Raw genomic sequence first — 16884 nt, forward strand, 5'->3', positions numbered from 1 at the left:
GGTGATGACGACCATCCCAACATTCGCGCTCAACGACGGTTCGAGCGTCCCCGCGATCGGTTTCGGCACGTACCCCCTGCGAGGCCGCGAGGGCACCGACGCCACGCTGTCCGCCATCGACGCGGGCTACCGACTGATCGACACCGCCGTGAACTACCGCAACGAGGACGCCGTCGGCGCCGCGGTCCGCGAGACCGACGTCCCCCGTGACGAACTCGTCGTCGCGACGAAGCTGCCCGGCCGCGACCACGGCTTCGAGGAGACCATCACCTCGTGCCGCGGATCCCTGGCCTCGCTCGGCCTCGACCACATCGACCTGTACCTCATCCACTGGCCGAACCCCTCCGTCGGCCGCTTCGTCGAGTCATGGAAGGCCATGATCCAGCTGCAGCGCGAGGGCCTCGTCCGCAGCATCGGCGTCTCGAACTTCACCGAGGAGTTCCTGACCCGCCTCGCCGACGAGACGGGTGTGCTGCCGGCCGTCAACCAGGTCGAGCTGCACCCGTACTTCCCGCAGGAGGAGCTCCTCGCCTTCCACCGCGAGCACGGTGTCGTCACCGAGGCGTGGAGCCCGCTCGGCAAGGCACAGGCGCCGTTCGCCGAGGAACCCGTCGCAGCGGCCGCCGCGGCGCACGACGTCTCACCGGCACAGGTCGTCCTGCGCTGGCACCACCAGCGTGGCGTGCTCCCGATCCCGAAGTCCGCGTCCCCGGAACGCCAGCGCACGAACATCGACGTCTTCGGCTTCGAGCTCAGCGACACCGAGGTGCAGGCGATCACTGCACTCGGGCGGACGGACGGCAGGCTCTTCGACGGCGACCCCAACACCCACGAGGAGATGTGAGTCCCGGCGGGCGCGTCCGCGCGCCCGCCGGCACCCCTCCTAGACTTGGCCGGGTGAAGCCCAGACGTCGTCGCCTGTCCCCGGTCCGCGCCCGCGCGTCGCGGGTGCTCCTCGTCGCACTGGCCCTGGCGGTGGGTGCACCGCTCGTCGCGACCCTGGCGAGCACGACGCCCGCCACCGCCGCCGCTCGGACCGACGTGTCCGACTTCACCTTCGCGTCCTTCGACGGCGACTACACCCTGAGCCGTGGCGGCGACGGTCAAGCCGAGCTGCGCGCGGTCGAGACCTTCGTCGCGGAGTTCCCCGCCTCCGACCAGAACAAGGGCATCATCCGAGCGATCCCGGACGAGTTCGACCGGGCACCACTGCACACCGAGATCGTCTCGGTGACCGACGCCGACGGTGTGCCCGTGGAGTGGGAGACCGACCGCGACGGTGACTTCCTCGAGCTGTCGCTCGGGACGGACGACTACGTGCGCGGCACGCAGAGCTACGTCATCACCTACACGCAGCGCGGCGTCGTCGGCGCCTATCGCGACACACGCTCCGACGAGTTCTACTGGGACGCGCCCGGGACCGGCTGGGACCAGCCGTTCGCCGACGCCAGCATGACGGTGCGGGTCGCGCCCGACATCGCCGACGCGCTCACCGGTGACGGCGCCTGCTACCGCGGGGATCCGGACGACAGCTCGCCGTGCGACCTCTCCCAAGCGGAGGACGCCGACGGAGACGTCTTCACGACCTCCTCCGTCCCGTTGCAGGCCCGCCAGACGCTGACGGTCGCGATCGGGTTCGAACCGGGCACGTTCGTCCAACCGGCCCGCCCCGGCGAGGCACCGGTCTTCTCCACCGTCCCGATCGTCCTCGGCGCGCTGTCGGCCGCGGGGCTCGGAGCACTCCTGTGGATCCGACTGCGCTTCTGGCGGGACCACCCTGGTCGTGGCGTCATCGTGCCGCAGTACTCCGCCCCGAAGCAGATGAACCTCCTGCTGGCGGGCGACCTCGCCGGTCGCGCCGCCTCGTCGATGGCCGCCGAGATCGTCAGCCTCGCCGTCCGCGGCAAGCTCCGGATCGTGGACGGACCGGGCAAGAAGGACTACTCCCTGCAGTACCTCGACGACAGCGCGACGGATGAGCAGGAACGGCGCGTGCTCGCCGCGCTCTTCCCCGACCGGAACCGACCGCGGGAGATGAAGGAGGTCGACCCGGCGCTCGGCAAGGCGGTCACCGCGGAACTCGCGGCCGCCAAGCGGAGCGCCCTCGACCTCGGCCTCCGACGCTCGGTCTCCTCCGGGCGGGCGTGGATCCTCGTGGGGGCGCTCGCCGTCCTGGGCGTCGCCGGGATCGTCTTCTTCGGGGTCGCCTACTCCCAGCGAGCGGACAACGGCTGGTCGGTCGCCGCGCTCTTCGTGACCGGGATCGCGCTGCTCGCGGGGATCGTGTTGGCCATCGCGCCGAAACCGCTGACCGCCACCGGTGCCGATGCGCGGGACGAGTTGCTCGGCCTCCGCGACTACCTCGCGCTGGCGGAGCAGGACCGCTTCCGCATGTTGCAGAGCCCCGACGGTGCCGAACGGGTGGACCTCGGCGACCCCGGCCAGCTCGTCCGGGTCACCGAACGGCTCCTGCCCTTCGCCGTGCTATGGGGCGTGGAGCGCGAGTGGGCCAAGGAACTCGGTATCCGCTACGAGCAGGCCGGGAGTGCGCCGTCGTGGTACGCCTCGAACACCCCGTTCCAGGCGGCGATGTTCGCGAACGCGTTCTCCGGCTTCTCCGGATCGGCGTCGAGTACGTCGGCGTCCTGGTCGACCAGTGGGGGAGCGAGCTCGTCCGGCGGCTCGACGGGTGGCGGCTTCGCGGGCGGCGGCGGAGGCGGCGGAGGCGGCGGCGGGCGCTGATCGGCGTCGAGTTGACCTCGACCGGGCAGGGTGTAAGGATCGTGTACGGCGGGTGAACCGCCCGTATCCAGCACGTGAATTCCCCCCAAACATCTCGTCGGGGAGCACTGTGTCCGTATTCGCTCCGCCTCGAGAAAGACACCAGTGGAACTCGTTACCCTGACTGTCGTGCTGGTCATCGCACTGGCACTGTTCTTCGACTTCACGAACGGGTTCCACGACACGGCGAACGCCATGGCGACCCCGATCGCCACGGGCGCCCTCAAGCCGAAGACCGCCGTCCTGCTCGCCGCGATCCTCAACCTCGTCGGTGCGTTCCTGTCCACGGAGGTCGCGAAGACCATCTCGGGCGGGCTCATCCGGGAGGGCGAGGGCGGCATCCGGATCGGACCGGAGCTGATCTTCGCCGGGCTCATCGGCGCGATCGTCTGGAACATGCTGACCTGGCTCCTCGGTCTGCCGTCGTCCTCCAGCCACGCGCTGTTCGGCGGGCTCATCGGCGCGGCGATCGTCGGCGCCGGCTTCGGCTCGATCGACTTCGGTGTCGTCCTCTCCAAGGTCATCCTCCCGGCGTTGATCGCCCCCGTCACGGCGGGTCTGGTCGCCTACTCGGCGACGAAGCTCGCCTACCGGATCACGCGCCGCTACGACGGCAAGCCCGACGGTCGCGACGGGTTCCGATACGCGCAGATCTTCTCCTCGTCCCTCGTCGCCCTCGCGCACGGTACGAACGACGCACAGAAGACCATGGGTGTCATCACGCTCACCTTCATCGCGGTCGGCGTGCAGGCGGTCGGCACCGGCCCCGAGCTCTGGGTCATCGTCGTCTGCGCCCTCGCCATCGCGCTCGGCACCTACATGGGCGGCTGGCGGATCATCAAGACCATCGGCACGGGACTCACCGACGTCAAGCCGGCGCAGGGCTTCGCGGCCGAGACGAGCACCGCCGCGACGATCCTCGCGTCGAGCCACCTCGGCTTCGCCCTCTCCACCACGCAGGTCGCCTCCGGATCCGTCATCGGCTCCGGTCTCGGGCGGCGCGGATCGAAGGTCCGCTGGGGGACCGCCGGGCGCATCGCCCTCGGCTGGTTGATGACCCTGCCCGCGGCCGGCATCGTCGGGGCACTCGCCGCCGCCGTCGCCCACCTCGGTCTTGTCGGCATCATCATCGACGCCGTGGTGGGGGTCGGTGTCATCCTCACCATCTTCCTGATCTCGCGCCGGAACCAGGTCGACCACAGCAACGTCGTCAGCGAGGTCGCCGACTCCGGTCGTGCGGTCAAGATCAAGCGCAACCCCAAGCCCAAGAAGGTGAAGAAGTGATCGACTGGGCAGCATTCCTGATCGTCTTCGCGACGTCGCTCGTCGGTGCGACCGCGATCGTCAGTCTCTACTCCCTCGGGCTCCGGCTCCTGACCACCGCCGGGCGCGTGCCCGTGGTGGCGCCGGCCGAGTTCACCGACGCGATCACGGTCATCACGCCGGAGGAGGCCGCGAAGGCGGCGAAGCGGGCCGCGAAGGCCGCTCGGAAGAACCCGTTGACTCCGGCGCAGCAGAACCTGGCCCGCGCCGGCGCCTACGCCTGCTTCGCCCTGTGTGCGGCGGCGGTCCTCTTCGGCATCTACCTGATCGTGCCGTTCTTCCACCAGGGCTGACCCCTCGGATCCGCCGGCGCACCGCGCTGACGCGAGCGCGGGCCACAGGTCCGGGACCGATCCGTGTGGGGGCGCCAGCGCGGTGCGCTGACGCGAACCGCACCTACCCGGCGTGACCGCGCGTCACACACGTGAGCGCGGGGCTCGAGAGACCCGCGCTCACGCGTACGACCCGCGCTGACGCCAGCGCACCGCGCTGACGCACCCGCACCGGACGGGTCAGGCGGTCTTCCGCCAGCGACCGATGGTCGTCATCACGTGGTAGATGACGATCGCGGCGATCGTGCCGAGCGCGATCCCGTTGAAGCTGACGTCGCCACCCGCCACCCAGGTGAAGTCCGCGATGCCGATGATGAGCGCCGTCGCCGCGGTGAACTGGTTGACGGGCTTCGAGAAGTCGACCTTGTTGTCGAGCCAGATCTTCACGCCGATGATCCCGATGAGTCCGTACAGGGCCGTCGTGACGCCGCCGAGGACACCCGCCGGGATGGTGTTGATGACCGCACCGACCTTGGGGGAGAGGCCGAGGAGGACCGCGAACAGACCGGCGACCCAGTAGGCCGCCGTGGAGTAGACCCGCGTCGCCGCCATGACGCCGATGTTCTCGCCGTAGGTCGTCGTGCCCGAACCGCCGCCGAAGCCGGCCAGCATCGTCGCCAGGCCGTCGGACAGGAGCGCGCGACCGGTCTGCTTGTTCACCGAGGCGTCGGTCATCTGCGCGACGCCACGGATGTGGCCGACGTTCTCGGCGATGAGGACGAGCACGACGGGGAGGAACGCCGGGAGGACCGCCCAGACCGCCGGGTTCGAGATCGGGTTGTCCGCGAGGTGGAACTCGGGGAGGCCGACCCACGCGGCGTCCGCGATCTTCGAGAAGTCGATCTCCTGACGGATCGCCGCGACGATGTACCCGACCACGACACCGATGACGATCGACAGTCGGCCGAGGATCCCGCGGAAGACGACGGTCGACAGGATGACGGCCGCGAGCGTCACGAGGGCGGTGATCGGAGCCGCCACGAAGTTGTTCTTCGCGGCGGGGGCGAGGTTGAACCCGATGAGCGCGACGATGGCACCGGCGACGACCGGCGGCATGAGCGCATCGATCCACCCGGTGCCCGTGACCTGCACGATGACGCCGACGAGCGCCAGGAGGAGCCCCACCGCGAGGATGCCGAAGAGGGCGCTGCCCATGCCCTGGCTCGCGACCGCGGCGGAGATGGGGGCGATGAAGGCGAACGAGGAGCCGAGGTAGCTCGGCACGCGGTTCTTGGTGATGACGAGGAACAGGATGGTGCCGACGCCCGAGAAGAACAGCGTCGTGGTGGGCGGGAACCCGGTCAGCACGGGGACGAGGAACGTGGCGCCGAACATCGCGACGACGTGCTGCATGCCGAGTCCGATGGTCCGCGGCCAGGTGAGCCGTTCTCCGGGGCCGACGATCGCGTGGGTCGGGACGTGCTTGCCGTCGCCGTGCAGAGTCCAGGGCAGCGCCATGTGAGCTCGATTCCGTGAGGAGGGTGCTGGGTAAGGGGTCCAGCCGATCGTAGCGGCACCCTCGCATCCCGGTCGTCGCGGGGCGGTCCGCCGTGCCGGTACGCTGGTTGCTTCGATGCAGACCCAGGAGGTCCAGTGACCACGACGCCCACCGCTCCGCGCTCGTTCCGAGAGCGTCTCGACGGTTTCTTCGAGATCAGCAAGCGCGGCTCGACCGTCGGAGGCGAGGTGCGCGGCGGCCTCGTGACCTTCGTCGCGATGGCCTACATCGTCATCCTCAACCCGATCATCCTGAGCGGCTCGGCCGACGTCACCGGTGGCGAGCTCGGCTTCGCCCAGGTCGCCGCCGTGACCGCCCTGACCGCCGGCGTCATGACGATCCTCTTCGGTCTCGTGGCGCGGCTGCCGTTCGCCTTCGCGGCCGGCCTCGGCATCAACTCGTTCCTCGCGGTCAGCGTCGTCGGTCAGGTCACCTGGGCCGAGGCGATGGGGCTCGTCGTCATCAACGGGCTGATCATCGTCCTCCTCGCGGCGACCGGACTCCGCGCCATGATCTTCAACGCGGTGCCCATCCAGTTGAAGATCGCGATCACGGTCGGCATCGGCCTCTTCATCGCGTTCATCGGCTTCGTCGACGCCGGCTTCGTCCGCTCGACGGGCGCCGGTTCGCCGCCCGTCGGCCTCGGGATCGAGGGCTCGGTCGCCACCGTGCCGACCGCCGTGTTCGTCATCTCCCTGCTGCTCACGGGGGTGCTCGTCGCACGCAAGATCAAGGGCGCCCTGCTCATCGGCATCGTCGCCTCCACGATCATCGCCATCATCGCCGAGGCCGTCTTCAAGGTCGGCGCCTCCAACGGCGGCGAGAACCCCGGTGGCTGGAACCTCAGCGTCCCGACCCTGCCCACCCAGGTCGTCGGGGTGCCCGACCTCAGCCTGCTCGGCCAGGTGAGCTTCGGCGGCTTCGAGCGCATCGGCGTCCTCGCCGCGCTCATGCTCGTCTTCACCCTCGTGTTCACGAACTTCTTCGACGCCATGGGCACGATGACCGGGCTCTCGAAGGAGGCCGGTGTGGCGGACGCCAAGGGCGACTTCCCGCGACTCCGCTCGGCGCTCATCGTCGAGGGTGTCGGTGCGGTCGCCGGTGGCGCGACCTCGTCCTCCTCCTCGACCGTCTTCATCGAATCCGGTGCGGGCATCGGCGAAGGGGCACGGACCGGCCTCGCGAACCTCGTGACCGGCGCGCTGTTCCTGCTCGCCATGTTCTTCACGCCGCTCACGCAGATCGTGCCCTCCGAGGTCGCCGCCGCCGCGCTCGTCATCGTCGGGACGCTCATGATGTCGCAGATCAAGGACATCGTCTGGACCGAGTTCTCGGTCGCGCTCCCGGTGTTCCTGACGGTCGTCGTCATGCCGTTGACGTACTCGATCGCCAACGGCATCGGCGCCGGCTTCATCGCCTGGGTCGTGCTCCGCTCCCTGTCCGGGAAGGCGCGCGAGATCAGCCCGCTGCTGTGGGTCGTCGCAGCCGGGTTCCTCGTCTTCTTCGCCCGCGGACCCATCGAGCAGCTCCTCGGCGTCGCGTCCTGACCGTCCGCGGTCGGCCGCCCTCGGGTGGTCGACCGCGGCGGAGCACGTCGGCGGTGACTCCTAGACTCGGACCATGACTTCCGACGTCCGTTTCGGTCAGTACCCGGCTCCCGACAGGGTCATCGTCCATCTGAGCGACCCGCACCTCTTGGCCGACGGCCGACGCCTCTACGACGCGGTCGACGTGCAGGCCAACCTTGAGCAGGCCCTCCGTCAGATCGAGCGCATGCAGCTCCGGCCCGACGCGATGGTGTTCACGGGCGACCTCGCGGACCTCGGAGAGGCCGACGCCTACCGTCGACTCCGGGAGCGGGTCGAGCCCGTCGCCGAGCGACTCGGCACCACCATCGTCTGGCTCATGGGCAACCACGACGAACGGTCGGTCATGCGGACGGAGCTCCTCGACCTGCCGGCAGGGGAGCAGCCGCTCGACGCCGTCTGGGACTTCGGCGGCTTGCGCGTCATCGGCCTCGACTCGACCGTCCCGGGGTGGCACCACGGCGAGCTCGAGGACAGCCAGCTGCAGTGGCTGGAGTCGGTGCTGGCCACGCCGGCGCCGCTCGGCAGCATCCTCGCCATGCACCACCCGCCGGTGCCGTCGAGTATCCCGTTCTTCGACATCCTCGAGCTCCGCGACCAGCACCGGCTCGAGGCCGTGCTGCGCGGGAGCGACGTCCGGGCCATCCTGGGCGGCCATCTGCACTACTCCACCTCGAGCACCTTCGCCGGCATCCCCGTCCAGGTCGCCAGCGCGAGCTGTTACTCGATGAACCTCTCGCTCCCGTCCGTGGAGGTGAACGGGATGTTCGGCGGTCAGTCCTTCAACCTCGTGCACGTCTACGACGACCGCATCACCCACTCCACGGTCCCACTCGGTGACTACACCACCGCCGACACCTTCAGTGCGGCGTTCATCGACCGCATGGCCGCCCTGAGCCCGGCCGAGCGGCTGGAGGCGTTCTCGCGCAAGCGGTGACCCACGGTCGCTGAACCGCAGGCACGGAACCGTCTCGGGTCCAAGACACCGCAGAGGCATCGCGGATCGCACCCGGCTACGCTGGAAGGGACATCCACCCACCAGGCAACGGAGCCACGAGTGACGATCAGCACCACCAGCAGCAGCACCCCCACCACCCTTGGAGCAGACGACGACATGGCGGACAGGACGAACAGCGACGAGACTCGGACGGAGTCGGATTCACTCGGTTCGATGGAGATCCCGGCCGACGCGTACTGGGGCATCCACACGGCACGCGCGCTCGAGAACTTCCCCATCACGAAGCGTCCGATCTCCGTCTACCCCGACCTCGTCGTCGCCATCGCGAGCGTCAAGCAGGCCGCCGCCCGCGCGAACGCCGAGATCGGGGTCCTCGACCCGGCGAAGGCGAACCTCATCGACCGCGCGTGCCAGATCATCATCGACGGTGACTTCCACGAGGAGTTCATCGTGGGTGTGATCCAGGGCGGCGCAGGTACGTCGACGAACATGAACGCGAACGAGGTGATCACGAACATCGCGCTCGAGCTCGCTGGCCACGCCAAGGGCGAATACCAGTTCCTGCACCCGCTCGACGACACCAACCGGTCGCAGTCCACCAACGACGTCTACCCGACCTCGATCAAGATCGCGCTCGCGTTCTCGCTGCAGTTCCTCCTGACGGAGCTCGGCCTGCTGCGCGACTCGTGCAGCGCGAAGTCCGTCGAGTTCTCCCACGTCCTCAAGGTCGGGCGCACGCAGCTCCAGGACGCCGTCCCGATGACCCTCGGGCAGGAGTTCCACGGCTTCGCCACGACGCTGAACGAGGACTACGACCGCCTCCACGAGACCCTCTGGCTGCTCGCCGAGGTCAACCTCGGCGCCACCGCGATCGGGACGGGGATCACCGCCGACCCGCGCTACGCGGAGGCCGTCGTCCGTCACCTCAACCAGATCACGGGCCTGGCGCTCACCACGGCACCCGACCTCATCGAGTCGACGAGCGACGCCGGCGGGTTCATGTCGTTCAGCGGCACCCTGAAGCGGAGCGCCATCAAGCTCTCCAAGATCTGCAACGACCTGCGTCTGCTGTCGAGTGGTCCGCAGGCAGGCCTCGGCGAGATCAACCTGCCGCCCCGACAGGCCGGATCGAGCATCATGCCGGGCAAGGTCAACCCGGTCATCCCGGAGGTCGTGAACCAGGTGGCGTTCAGCGTCGTCGGAGCCGACATGACGGTCACCATGGCGGCCGAGGCCGGGCAGCTGCAGCTCAACGCCTTCGAGCCGGTCATCGCCCACTCGCTGCTGCAGAGCATCGTCTGGATGGCGCAGGCGTGCAAGACGCTCCGGGTGAACTGCATCGACGGCATCACGGCGAACGAGGAACGGCTCGAGGTGATGGTCGGCGCGTCCGTCGGCGTCATCACCGCCCTGACCCCGTTCATCGGGTACCAGTCGGCTGCGGCGCTCGCGAAGACCGCGCTGCTCACGGGCCGCAATGTGGCGGACCTCGTGGTCGAGGCGAACCTCATGACGCGCGACGAGGTGACGAAGCAGCTCTCGCCCGCGCGGCTCTCGGGGATCGAGGCCATCACCTCGGCCATCCCGATCATCGACCTGCCGATCCCGGGCGCGGACTCCGACCCGAGTCGCTGACCGACGCGGCTGCACACGACGAAGCCGTCCGGACCAGGGTCCGGACGGCTTCGTCGTGTGCTGTGGGGGAGTCGCTACCCGGCGGTGACCGTGCAGTGCGTCGTGAGCGATCCGACGCCTTCGACGGACACGGTCACCGTCGCGCCGTCGGTCAGGAAGACCTGCGGGTCGCGCGAGTATCCCGCGCCGCCCGGGCTACCCGTCGAGATGAGCGTTCCGGGCAGGAGGGTCGCTGAGCCCGACAAGTGTTCGATGAGCGTCGCGACGCTGCGGACCATGTGGCTGGTCGAGGAGTCCTGGAGCGTCACGCCGTCGAGAACGGTCGAGATGTGGAGGTCCTGCGGGTCGGGGATCTCGTCCGCGGTCACGACGACCGGGCCGGTCGGGGTGAACCCGTCGAAGGACTTGCAGCGCGACCACTGCGCCTCGGAGTACTGGATGTTGCGGGCGGTGATGTCGTTGACGACGGTGTACCCGAACACGTACCCGAGCGCATCGGCCGCATCGACATCGCGAGCGGCCCGGCCGATGACGACACCGAGCTCCGCCTCGTAGTCCACCTGCTCGCTGATCGCCGCGGGCCAGCTCGTGGTGCCCTCGTGCCCGGTGAGCGAGTTCGCCCACAGGCCGAAGATGGTGGGGGCGTTGTCGGTCTTGAGGTTGAGCTCCTGCGAGTGCGCCGAGTAGTTGAGCCCGACCGCGAGGATCGTCGGCGGACGGAGGACCGCGGACGCGTGGACGAGCCCGTCGAGGGGTTCTCCGCTGACACCGTGGGCGACGGACGTCTCGACGAAGCTCCGCACGCGGTCCAGCTCGGCAGGGCCGCGTTCGATGAGCTCCTGGAGGTCGCGCGGGGCGTCCTCGAGGATCTCGTCGAGGAACACCGCCCCGGTGTCGCTGATGACGGCGAGTCGGACCCGCGGCTCTGCGGGGGTACTCGGCTGGTGGTCTGTGGCGACGAAATGGGCGAACTTCACCCGTCTACGGTATCGCAGGCGCGTCGGGCGCGGGCGTTGTGGACATAGCGGTCCGAGCTGCGGGTGCCCGGACACGACGGAACGGGAGGCGAGACGGATCCCCGGGCGACGGCCCCGGACAGACTCATCGCCCGGTGCTGCGGCAATGCCTGCGAGTCGCCCGGGCGATGAGTTGGTCTGTCCCTCCAGCATGCACCCGGGGGCCACGGCCCGCAACCCCCAAGTACCGGGTGTGGCGCGACGGGCACACCACCGGGCGCCGGCCGGGGTGTCACGCGCTCAGCGAAATCCGCGTGAACCGATCAGGCGGAACTGCTTGGATGGAGTCATGACCGATTCAGCACGCACCAAGCCCGAGGTCGACGCCCCCACAGGCCCGGCCCCCACCGAACTCGTCATCGAGGACATCTTCCTCGGCGAGGGGGACGAGGCTCAGGCCTCCTCGACCGTCGACGTCCACTACCTCGGCGTCGGCTACGACTCCGGCGAGGAGTTCGACTCCTCCTGGAGCCGCGGGCAGTCCATCAACTTCCCGTTGCGCAACCTCATCCAGGGCTGGCAGCACGGCATCCCCGGCATGAAGGTCGGCGGCCGTCGCAAGCTCACGGTCCCGCCGGAGCTCGCCTACGGCCCGGCCGGCAGCGGCCACCAGCTCTCCGGCCAGACGCTCGTCTTCGTGATCGACCTCCTGGGCGTCAAGTAACCATCCGCAGGTCACCCCTCGTCTCTCTCGACCGACGCGTCGCTGAGGCGAGGGGTGTCGCATGTCTCCCAGACCGAACGAGGACCACATGACCACCGCAACCCAGTACGTCGACCGCCTGACGGCGACCATTCCGGACTTCCCGACGCCCGGCATCCTGTTCCGCGACCTGACCCCGGTCTTCGCCGACGCGGACGCCTTCCGCGCGATCATCGACGAGCTGGCGGCGCGCTTCGAGGGTCGCTTCGACGCCGTCGCCGGTGTCGAGGCCCGTGGGTTCCTGCTCGCCGCGGCCGTCGCGTACGCGACCCACACGCGACTGGTCCCCATCCGCAAGGCGGGCAAGCTGCCGGGTGAGGTGCTCCGCGAGGACTACGGACTCGAGTACGGTGCCGCCGCCCTGGAACTGCGCACTGAGCAGCTACCGGCCGGGACGCGCGTGCTCATCCTCGACGACGTGCTAGCGACGGGCGGCAGCTGCGGTGCGGCGGTCAACCTCATCGAGCGCGCCGGATACGAGGTGGCAGGGCTCGGGCTGGTGCTCGAGCTCGAGGGACTGCCCGGCCGAGCCTCGCTCAGCGGTCGCGACGTCTTCTCGATCGCCACGGCTCCCGCCTAGACGCTACGGCGTCGGCGTCCGGGCGTCGTAGCGGCGGAAGGCCCCCTGGACGCGGACGAGCGTCCAGACGAGGACGACGACCAGGAGTCCGCCGGCGAGCGCCGGTACCCAGAGCGCGAAGGCCGAAGCCGCGAGGCCGATGTAGAGGTCGCCGACGCGGGGTCCACCGGTCACGACGACGGTGAAGACGCCCTGCAACCGGCCCCGCACGGCATCGGGCACGGCCGCCTGGAGGATCGTCATCCGGAAGATCGAACTGATGTTGTCGGCCGCTCCGGCGACGGCGAGGGCGATCGCCGCGATCACGATGGCGGGGAGGTTCGCGTCGGCGGCATCGTGCGTCGCCGTTCCGGAGAACGTGACCCACGCGAGGACCGCGCCGAAGCAGGCGATGGCGAGCCCGTAGACGATGATGGCCCGCTCGATGGCGCGGCCCTGGCGGTCGATCCGGCCGAGTCGTCCGGAGACGAGGCTCGACAGGAGGGTGCCGACCGCGCCGGCCGCGGTCAGGACCCCGACGGTGATCGCGCCGCCGCCGAGCAACAGGGTGCCGACGGCGGGATAGAGCACCCGCGGGTTGCCGAACGTCATCGCGACGATGTCGACGATGAACGTCATCCGGACGTTGGGGGCCGTCCGGAGGAAGGTCCAGCCGTCGACCAGGCTCGCGAGGCCCGGAAGTCGACTGACGCCGCCTTCGGGCAGGATCTTCGGCAGCGACGCGATCCCGAGGAAGGCGGCGACGAACAGCACGACGTCGATCGTGTAGGTCCAGCGGAATCCGACGCCGGCCACGAGGACGCCAGCGAGTGCTGGTCCGACCGTCACCATGACCCCCGCGGCGATGCCGGACAACGCCGCGGCGGACGGTAGGAGGCGGGCCGGCAGCAGTCGGGGGAGGATCGCCTGCCGCGTCGTCCCGACGACGGTCGTCGACACGGCGTTGATCGTCGTGAGGAGGTACAGGGGCCAGACCAGCTCCGAACCGCTCCAGGCGAGCACCGCGATGATCGCCGTGGACACCCACGTGACCACGGCGGCCGTCAGGGCGACCGTGCGTCGGTCGAACGCGTCCGCGAGCATGCCCCCGTAGAGCCCGAAGCAGATCATCGGGATGAGGGCGATGACGCCCACGAGCGAGACCGCGAACGTCGACGCGGTGAGGTCGTAGACCTGGAGGCCGACGGCGACGATGGTCATCTGGCCGCCGATCCCGGTGATCGCCCCGCCAATCCACAGGCGGGCGAAGGCGGGACTCTCCCGGAGTGGACTCAGATCGACGAGGAGCCCGCGCCGGCCGGATCCGGGTGCAGCGCTCACCGGGGCATCGGGTGACGGGATGTGGCGCGCTCAGACATGCACCTCAGCCTACGCGCGTCGCGGCAGGGCTCCGCGGCGAGGGTCATGCGCTGCGGCGAGGGGCAGGGGCTGCCCGGAGTCGGTTGTCAGCGCGCTCGGGCAGGATGGAGACATGCGTCTCTGGTCGATCCATCCCCGGTACTTCGACGCCCAGGCGCTGACGTCGTCCTGGCGTGAAGGGCTGATCGCCCAACGGGTCCTGCAGGAGCCAGGATCGAGCCTCCGTGCACACCCGCAGCTCCAGCGCTTCCTCGAGGCCGACGAACCGTTGGAGGCGATCGCGGCCTATCTCAACGGTGTCGCCGACGAGGCGCAGGAGCGCGACATCGTCTTCGACCGCGCGCGGGTCGTCGCCTCCGGCGTCCTCCGGGACCCTCTCGTCGTGACCGACGGCCAGCTCGACTACGAATGGGGCAACCTGCGGCGGCACCTGCTCGGACGCAGCCCGGACGTCGCGTCGCGATGGGCGAAGGTCTGGCGACCGCAGCCGCACCCGGTGTTCGTCGTCGTCGGCGGTGGCGTCGCCTCGTGGGAACTCGCCTGAGGTCCTGACGGCCTGAAGACCTGGACGAGGTCGGTCAGAGCCGAGCTGCTCGACGGCTGCCGCTTGACCCACTACCGTTGCCGCATGGGCAGACACGCTGATGTGGGAGCCGCGCCGCTCTCGGCGACCGGCACGGTGGTGCGGCTGCGGCCGGACCTCGAGGAGGCGATCGACGACGCCGGTCGATTGTCGTTCTTCCGCGGCCTGCCGAACAGCGCACAGCGGGAACTCGCGACGTGGGTGGAGCGATCCGACGACGCGCACCGGGATGCACGGATCGAAGCGGTCATCGAGTTGCTCGCCCAGCGGGCCGTGGAGCTCCGGACGGCCGCTCCTGCGCGTACCGCGGGTGGTCAGCGGCGCTGACGGACGCATGACGCCGCGCCCGGGCGTCGGCAGGGCTCAGAACCCGAAGTCGCCGCCGCCACCGAAGTCGCCGCCGCCACCGAAGTCGCCGAATCCACCGTCACCCCAGCCGCCGCCGTCGGCGGAGGTGTCGGTCGCCGCGCCGTCTCCCGCCCCTGCCTCGGCACCGCTCTGATCGGTGCCGCCGGCATCGGCTGCGGCATCGGTTCCGACGGTGTCCGGAATGAACGCCTGCGCGATGGCCGAACCGACCACGACACCGGCGATGGTGCCGAGCATGGAGCTCGCCAGCATGCTGCCGAAGCTCATCCCGCCGCCCTGCGGACCGAGGGTGCGCTCGAGGGTCCCGGGCTGCCGCACTTCGGCCCGGGTGGCCGAACGCGCGAGGGCCTTGGGGGAGTCGTCTGCCGGTGCCTCACCGGTCGGGGCGTCCTCCGACAGCTGTCGGTACAGGATGCCCCGCTGCTCGGGGGTGAGCTTCGTGAAGGCCTCTTGGTGGACCTGTTCGATGGTCTCCGGCGGCGCGGTCCGCAGGAGGTAGCGGTAGCGTTCGACGGCGATCTCGTCCTCCGTCCGTGCGGGGGCCGAGGCCGGGCTCGCGCCGCCCGTCCCCTGGACAGGTCCATCGGAGTCGGGGTGTCCGAGCAGTCGATCGAGGAATCCCATGCTGTGCTCCTTCATGGTCGCGGGCGTCCAGCGTACGCGTCAGGTGTGGCATCCGGCTTGGATCGCCCTGGGAATCCACTGCGGTCGCCGAGGCGGAATATGTCAGGCCGTCCGAGCGCTGCACCCTGATGCGTCTGTCGCCGTTCGGCAGCGCGACGAAAGGTGACCATGCGACTCTCGATACTGGATCTCATCCCTGTCCGCACCGACCAGGACACGGCTGCGGCACTCGCCGCGACGATCGCCCTGGCGAAGCGCGCCGACGAGCTGGGGTATCACCGGTATTGGGTGGCCGAGCACCACAACATGCCGTCCGTCGCATCGACGAACCCTGCGGTCGTCATCGGCATCCTGGCTGCCGCCACGCAGCGGATCCGCGTCGGCTCCGGCGGCGTGATGCTCCCGAACCATGCTCCGCTCGTCGTCGCCGAGCAGTTCGCGCTCCTCGAGGCCTCCGCGCCCGGCCGCATCGACCTCGGTCTCGGCCGGGCACCGGGCAGCGACCCGGTCATCTCCGCCGTGCTCCGCCAGTCGGGCAACACGAGCGACGTCGACCGGTTCCCGAACAACGTGCAGGACATCGTCGCCCTCCTCGGCGTCGACGGTGCGAGCGTGCGGATGACCTCCGGCGAGGAGTACGCCCTGCGGGGAACGCCGAAGGCCGGCAGTGTGCCGGACGTGTGGTTGCTCGGATCGAGCGACTACTCGGCGGCGCTCGCCGCAGCACTCGGGCTGCCCTACGTCTTCGCGCACCATTTCTCCGGTCAGGGGACGGCTCGGGCCCTCGAGCTCTACCGGTCGAGTTTCCAGCCGTCAGCACTCCTCGACGCGCCTCGCACCTTCCTGACCGCGAACGCCGTGGTCGCCGACACGGCCGCCGAGGCGGAGGCGTTGGCGCTCCCCAACCTGCAGCAGATGGCGAGACTGCGTTCCGGCAAGCCGCTCGGACCCATCGCGACCGTCGAAGAGGCCGCCGCGACCGAGCAGAGCGATCTCGAGCTCGGCTTCGTCGAGCAGATGCGCGCTGCCTGGATCATCGGCGACGCCGACCAGGCTGCGGCGGAGCTGCAGGGTCTCGCCGACCGCTTCGGTGTCGATGAGGTCATGGTGTCGCCCGTCGGGTCGGCACGGGAGGGCACGCCGTCGAACTCGGCGCCCGCACGTGAGCGGACGATCGAACTGCTGGCGGAGCGCTTCCCGCAGCACTGACACCGTCGGGGTCATGCGACCGGCGAGGAATCGTCAGTCGCGTGGCGGCTGGACGGCGCGCACCCGTTCGACGAGTTCCTGCCAGGGACCGGTGAGCTGCTGCTCGCCGAGGGTGGCCTCCTTGGGGGCGCATCGGATGCGGTAGACGTACCGATCCGGGACCGGTGGTCCTTGTGGGGTGTCGTCCCACGGGAGGCGGTCGAGCAGGACGATCCACCGGTCGACGTCGGGCTGCTCGTCGACGACGACCTCCCAGCGTCGGGTGAGACCGGCTACACCGCCGCTCCTCGTCACCGTGACCTTCATGCCGCGATGCTACTCCGCGAGC

General features: G+C 69.7%; 17 protein-coding genes. 12 read left to right on the forward strand and 5 right to left on the reverse strand.

Going from position 1 to position 16884, the window contains the following annotated elements; genetic code table 11:
• Positions 1–4 precede the first annotated feature (4 nt).
• From IFU11_RS07655 to IFU11_RS07670, 4 genes are all read left to right on the forward strand, one after another.
• Entirely contained in the window at positions 5–844 is an 840-nt protein-coding gene (locus IFU11_RS07655; protein ID WP_192018577.1) for an aldo/keto reductase, read from the forward strand.
• Positions 845–897: 53 nt separating this feature from the next.
• Complete coding sequence (locus IFU11_RS07660) at positions 898–2742, forward strand: DUF2207 domain-containing protein (protein WP_192018578.1); 1845 nt, start codon at positions 898–900, stop codon at positions 2740–2742.
• A gap of 144 nt (positions 2743–2886) precedes the next feature.
• Positions 2887–4065 (forward strand): inorganic phosphate transporter, encoded by a 1179-nt coding sequence (locus IFU11_RS07665; protein WP_079707130.1) that lies wholly within the window; start codon positions 2887–2889, stop codon positions 4063–4065.
• A complete protein-coding gene (locus IFU11_RS07670; RefSeq protein ID WP_086473906.1) occupies positions 4062–4397 on the forward strand; it encodes a peptidase in 336 nt (111 codons plus the stop codon). The genes IFU11_RS07665 and IFU11_RS07670 overlap by 4 nt, the downstream gene beginning before the upstream one ends.
• 219 nt (positions 4398–4616) lie before the next feature.
• Here the strand turns inward: IFU11_RS07670 and IFU11_RS07675 are convergent, their stop codons facing one another.
• On the reverse strand, positions 4617–5894 hold the full coding sequence (locus tag IFU11_RS07675; RefSeq protein ID WP_079707128.1) for a uracil-xanthine permease family protein: 1278 nt from the start codon (positions 5892–5894) through the stop codon (positions 4617–4619).
• Positions 5895–6029: 135 nt separating this feature from the next.
• On the opposite strand from IFU11_RS07675, the gene IFU11_RS07680 reads away from it, so the two are divergent.
• The 3 genes from IFU11_RS07680 (at position 6030) to IFU11_RS07690 (ending at position 10113) form a co-directional block, all read left to right on the forward strand.
• Complete coding sequence (locus tag IFU11_RS07680) at positions 6030–7481, forward strand: NCS2 family permease (protein ID WP_137243259.1); 1452 nt, start codon at positions 6030–6032, stop codon at positions 7479–7481.
• A gap of 73 nt (positions 7482–7554) precedes the next feature.
• Positions 7555–8457, forward strand: a complete 903-nt coding sequence (locus IFU11_RS07685; RefSeq protein WP_191941368.1) for a phosphodiesterase — start codon at positions 7555–7557, stop codon at positions 8455–8457.
• A 177-nt stretch (positions 8458–8634) separates the two neighbouring features.
• The gene (locus tag IFU11_RS07690) at positions 8635–10113 is read left to right on the forward strand and encodes an aspartate ammonia-lyase (RefSeq protein WP_086474295.1); all 1479 of its coding nucleotides are present in this window, start codon (positions 8635–8637) and stop codon (positions 10111–10113) included.
• Positions 10114–10187: 74 nt separating this feature from the next.
• On the opposite strand, the gene IFU11_RS07695 is transcribed toward IFU11_RS07690, so the two are convergent.
• Entirely contained in the window at positions 10188–11090 is a 903-nt protein-coding gene (locus IFU11_RS07695; RefSeq protein ID WP_371742742.1) for a fumarylacetoacetate hydrolase family protein, read from the reverse strand.
• A 328-nt stretch (positions 11091–11418) separates the two neighbouring features.
• Here IFU11_RS07695 and IFU11_RS07700 point away from each other — a divergent pair, with 328 nt between their 5' ends.
• Positions 11419–11793, forward strand: coding sequence for an FKBP-type peptidyl-prolyl cis-trans isomerase (locus tag IFU11_RS07700; protein ID WP_064294480.1), 375 nt, complete (start codon positions 11419–11421; stop codon positions 11791–11793).
• A gap of 88 nt (positions 11794–11881) precedes the next feature.
• The gene (locus IFU11_RS07705; protein ID WP_124769542.1) at positions 11882–12412 is read left to right on the forward strand and encodes an adenine phosphoribosyltransferase; all 531 of its coding nucleotides are present in this window, start codon (positions 11882–11884) and stop codon (positions 12410–12412) included.
• A 3-nt stretch (positions 12413–12415) separates the two neighbouring features.
• Here the strand turns inward: IFU11_RS07705 and IFU11_RS07710 are convergent, their stop codons facing one another.
• Positions 12416–13732: an MFS transporter gene (locus tag IFU11_RS07710; protein ID WP_192018580.1), complete on the reverse strand. Its 1317-nt coding sequence runs from the start codon at positions 13730–13732 to the stop codon at positions 12416–12418.
• 151 nt (positions 13733–13883) lie between these two features.
• On the opposite strand from IFU11_RS07710, the gene IFU11_RS07715 reads away from it, so the two are divergent.
• Both IFU11_RS07715 and IFU11_RS07720 read left to right on the forward strand, forming a co-directional pair.
• On the forward strand, positions 13884–14315 hold the full coding sequence (locus IFU11_RS07715) for a pyrimidine dimer DNA glycosylase/endonuclease V (RefSeq protein WP_064294478.1): 432 nt from the start codon (positions 13884–13886) through the stop codon (positions 14313–14315).
• 84 nt (positions 14316–14399) lie between these two features.
• Complete coding sequence (locus IFU11_RS07720; protein WP_137243255.1) at positions 14400–14681, forward strand: YdeI/OmpD-associated family protein; 282 nt, start codon at positions 14400–14402, stop codon at positions 14679–14681.
• Positions 14682–14717: 36 nt separating this feature from the next.
• Here IFU11_RS07720 and IFU11_RS07725 read toward each other — a convergent pair whose 3' ends face one another.
• Entirely contained in the window at positions 14718–15347 is a 630-nt protein-coding gene (locus tag IFU11_RS07725; RefSeq protein ID WP_192018581.1) for a hypothetical protein, read from the reverse strand.
• Positions 15348–15515: 168 nt separating this feature from the next.
• Here IFU11_RS07725 and IFU11_RS07730 point away from each other — a divergent pair, with 168 nt between their 5' ends.
• On the forward strand, positions 15516–16556 hold the full coding sequence (locus IFU11_RS07730; protein WP_192018582.1) for an LLM class flavin-dependent oxidoreductase: 1041 nt from the start codon (positions 15516–15518) through the stop codon (positions 16554–16556).
• Positions 16557–16589: 33 nt separating this feature from the next.
• Here IFU11_RS07730 and IFU11_RS07735 read toward each other — a convergent pair whose 3' ends face one another.
• Positions 16590–16862, reverse strand: coding sequence for a protealysin inhibitor emfourin (locus IFU11_RS07735; RefSeq protein WP_064294474.1), 273 nt, complete (start codon positions 16860–16862; stop codon positions 16590–16592).
• Positions 16863–16884: the final 22 nt, after the last annotated feature.

This window comes from Plantibacter sp. CFBP 8804, assembly GCF_014841225.1.
Taxonomy (GTDB): Bacteria; Actinomycetota; Actinomycetes; order Actinomycetales; family Microbacteriaceae; genus Plantibacter; species Plantibacter auratus.

Coding starts and splice junctions, on each gene's coding strand:
- IFU11_RS07655 (WP_192018577.1), top strand. CDS start 5: ATGACGACCATCCCAACATTCGCGCTCAACGACGGTTCGAGCGTCCCC.
- IFU11_RS07675 (WP_079707128.1), bottom strand. CDS start 5,894: ATGGCGCTGCCCTGGACTCTGCACGGCGACGGCAAGCACGTCCCGACC.
- IFU11_RS07685 (WP_191941368.1), top strand. CDS start 7,555: ATGACTTCCGACGTCCGTTTCGGTCAGTACCCGGCTCCCGACAGGGTC.
- IFU11_RS07690 (WP_086474295.1), top strand. CDS start 8,635: ATGGCGGACAGGACGAACAGCGACGAGACTCGGACGGAGTCGGATTCA.
- IFU11_RS07700 (WP_064294480.1), top strand. CDS start 11,419: ATGACCGATTCAGCACGCACCAAGCCCGAGGTCGACGCCCCCACAGGC.
- IFU11_RS07705 (WP_124769542.1), top strand. CDS start 11,882: ATGACCACCGCAACCCAGTACGTCGACCGCCTGACGGCGACCATTCCG.
- IFU11_RS07715 (WP_064294478.1), top strand. CDS start 13,884: ATGCGTCTCTGGTCGATCCATCCCCGGTACTTCGACGCCCAGGCGCTG.
- IFU11_RS07720 (WP_137243255.1), top strand. CDS start 14,400: ATGGGCAGACACGCTGATGTGGGAGCCGCGCCGCTCTCGGCGACCGGC.
- IFU11_RS07725 (WP_192018581.1), bottom strand. CDS start 15,347: ATGGGATTCCTCGATCGACTGCTCGGACACCCCGACTCCGATGGACCT.
- IFU11_RS07730 (WP_192018582.1), top strand. CDS start 15,516: ATGCGACTCTCGATACTGGATCTCATCCCTGTCCGCACCGACCAGGAC.
- IFU11_RS07735 (WP_064294474.1), bottom strand. CDS start 16,862: ATGAAGGTCACGGTGACGAGGAGCGGCGGTGTAGCCGGTCTCACCCGA.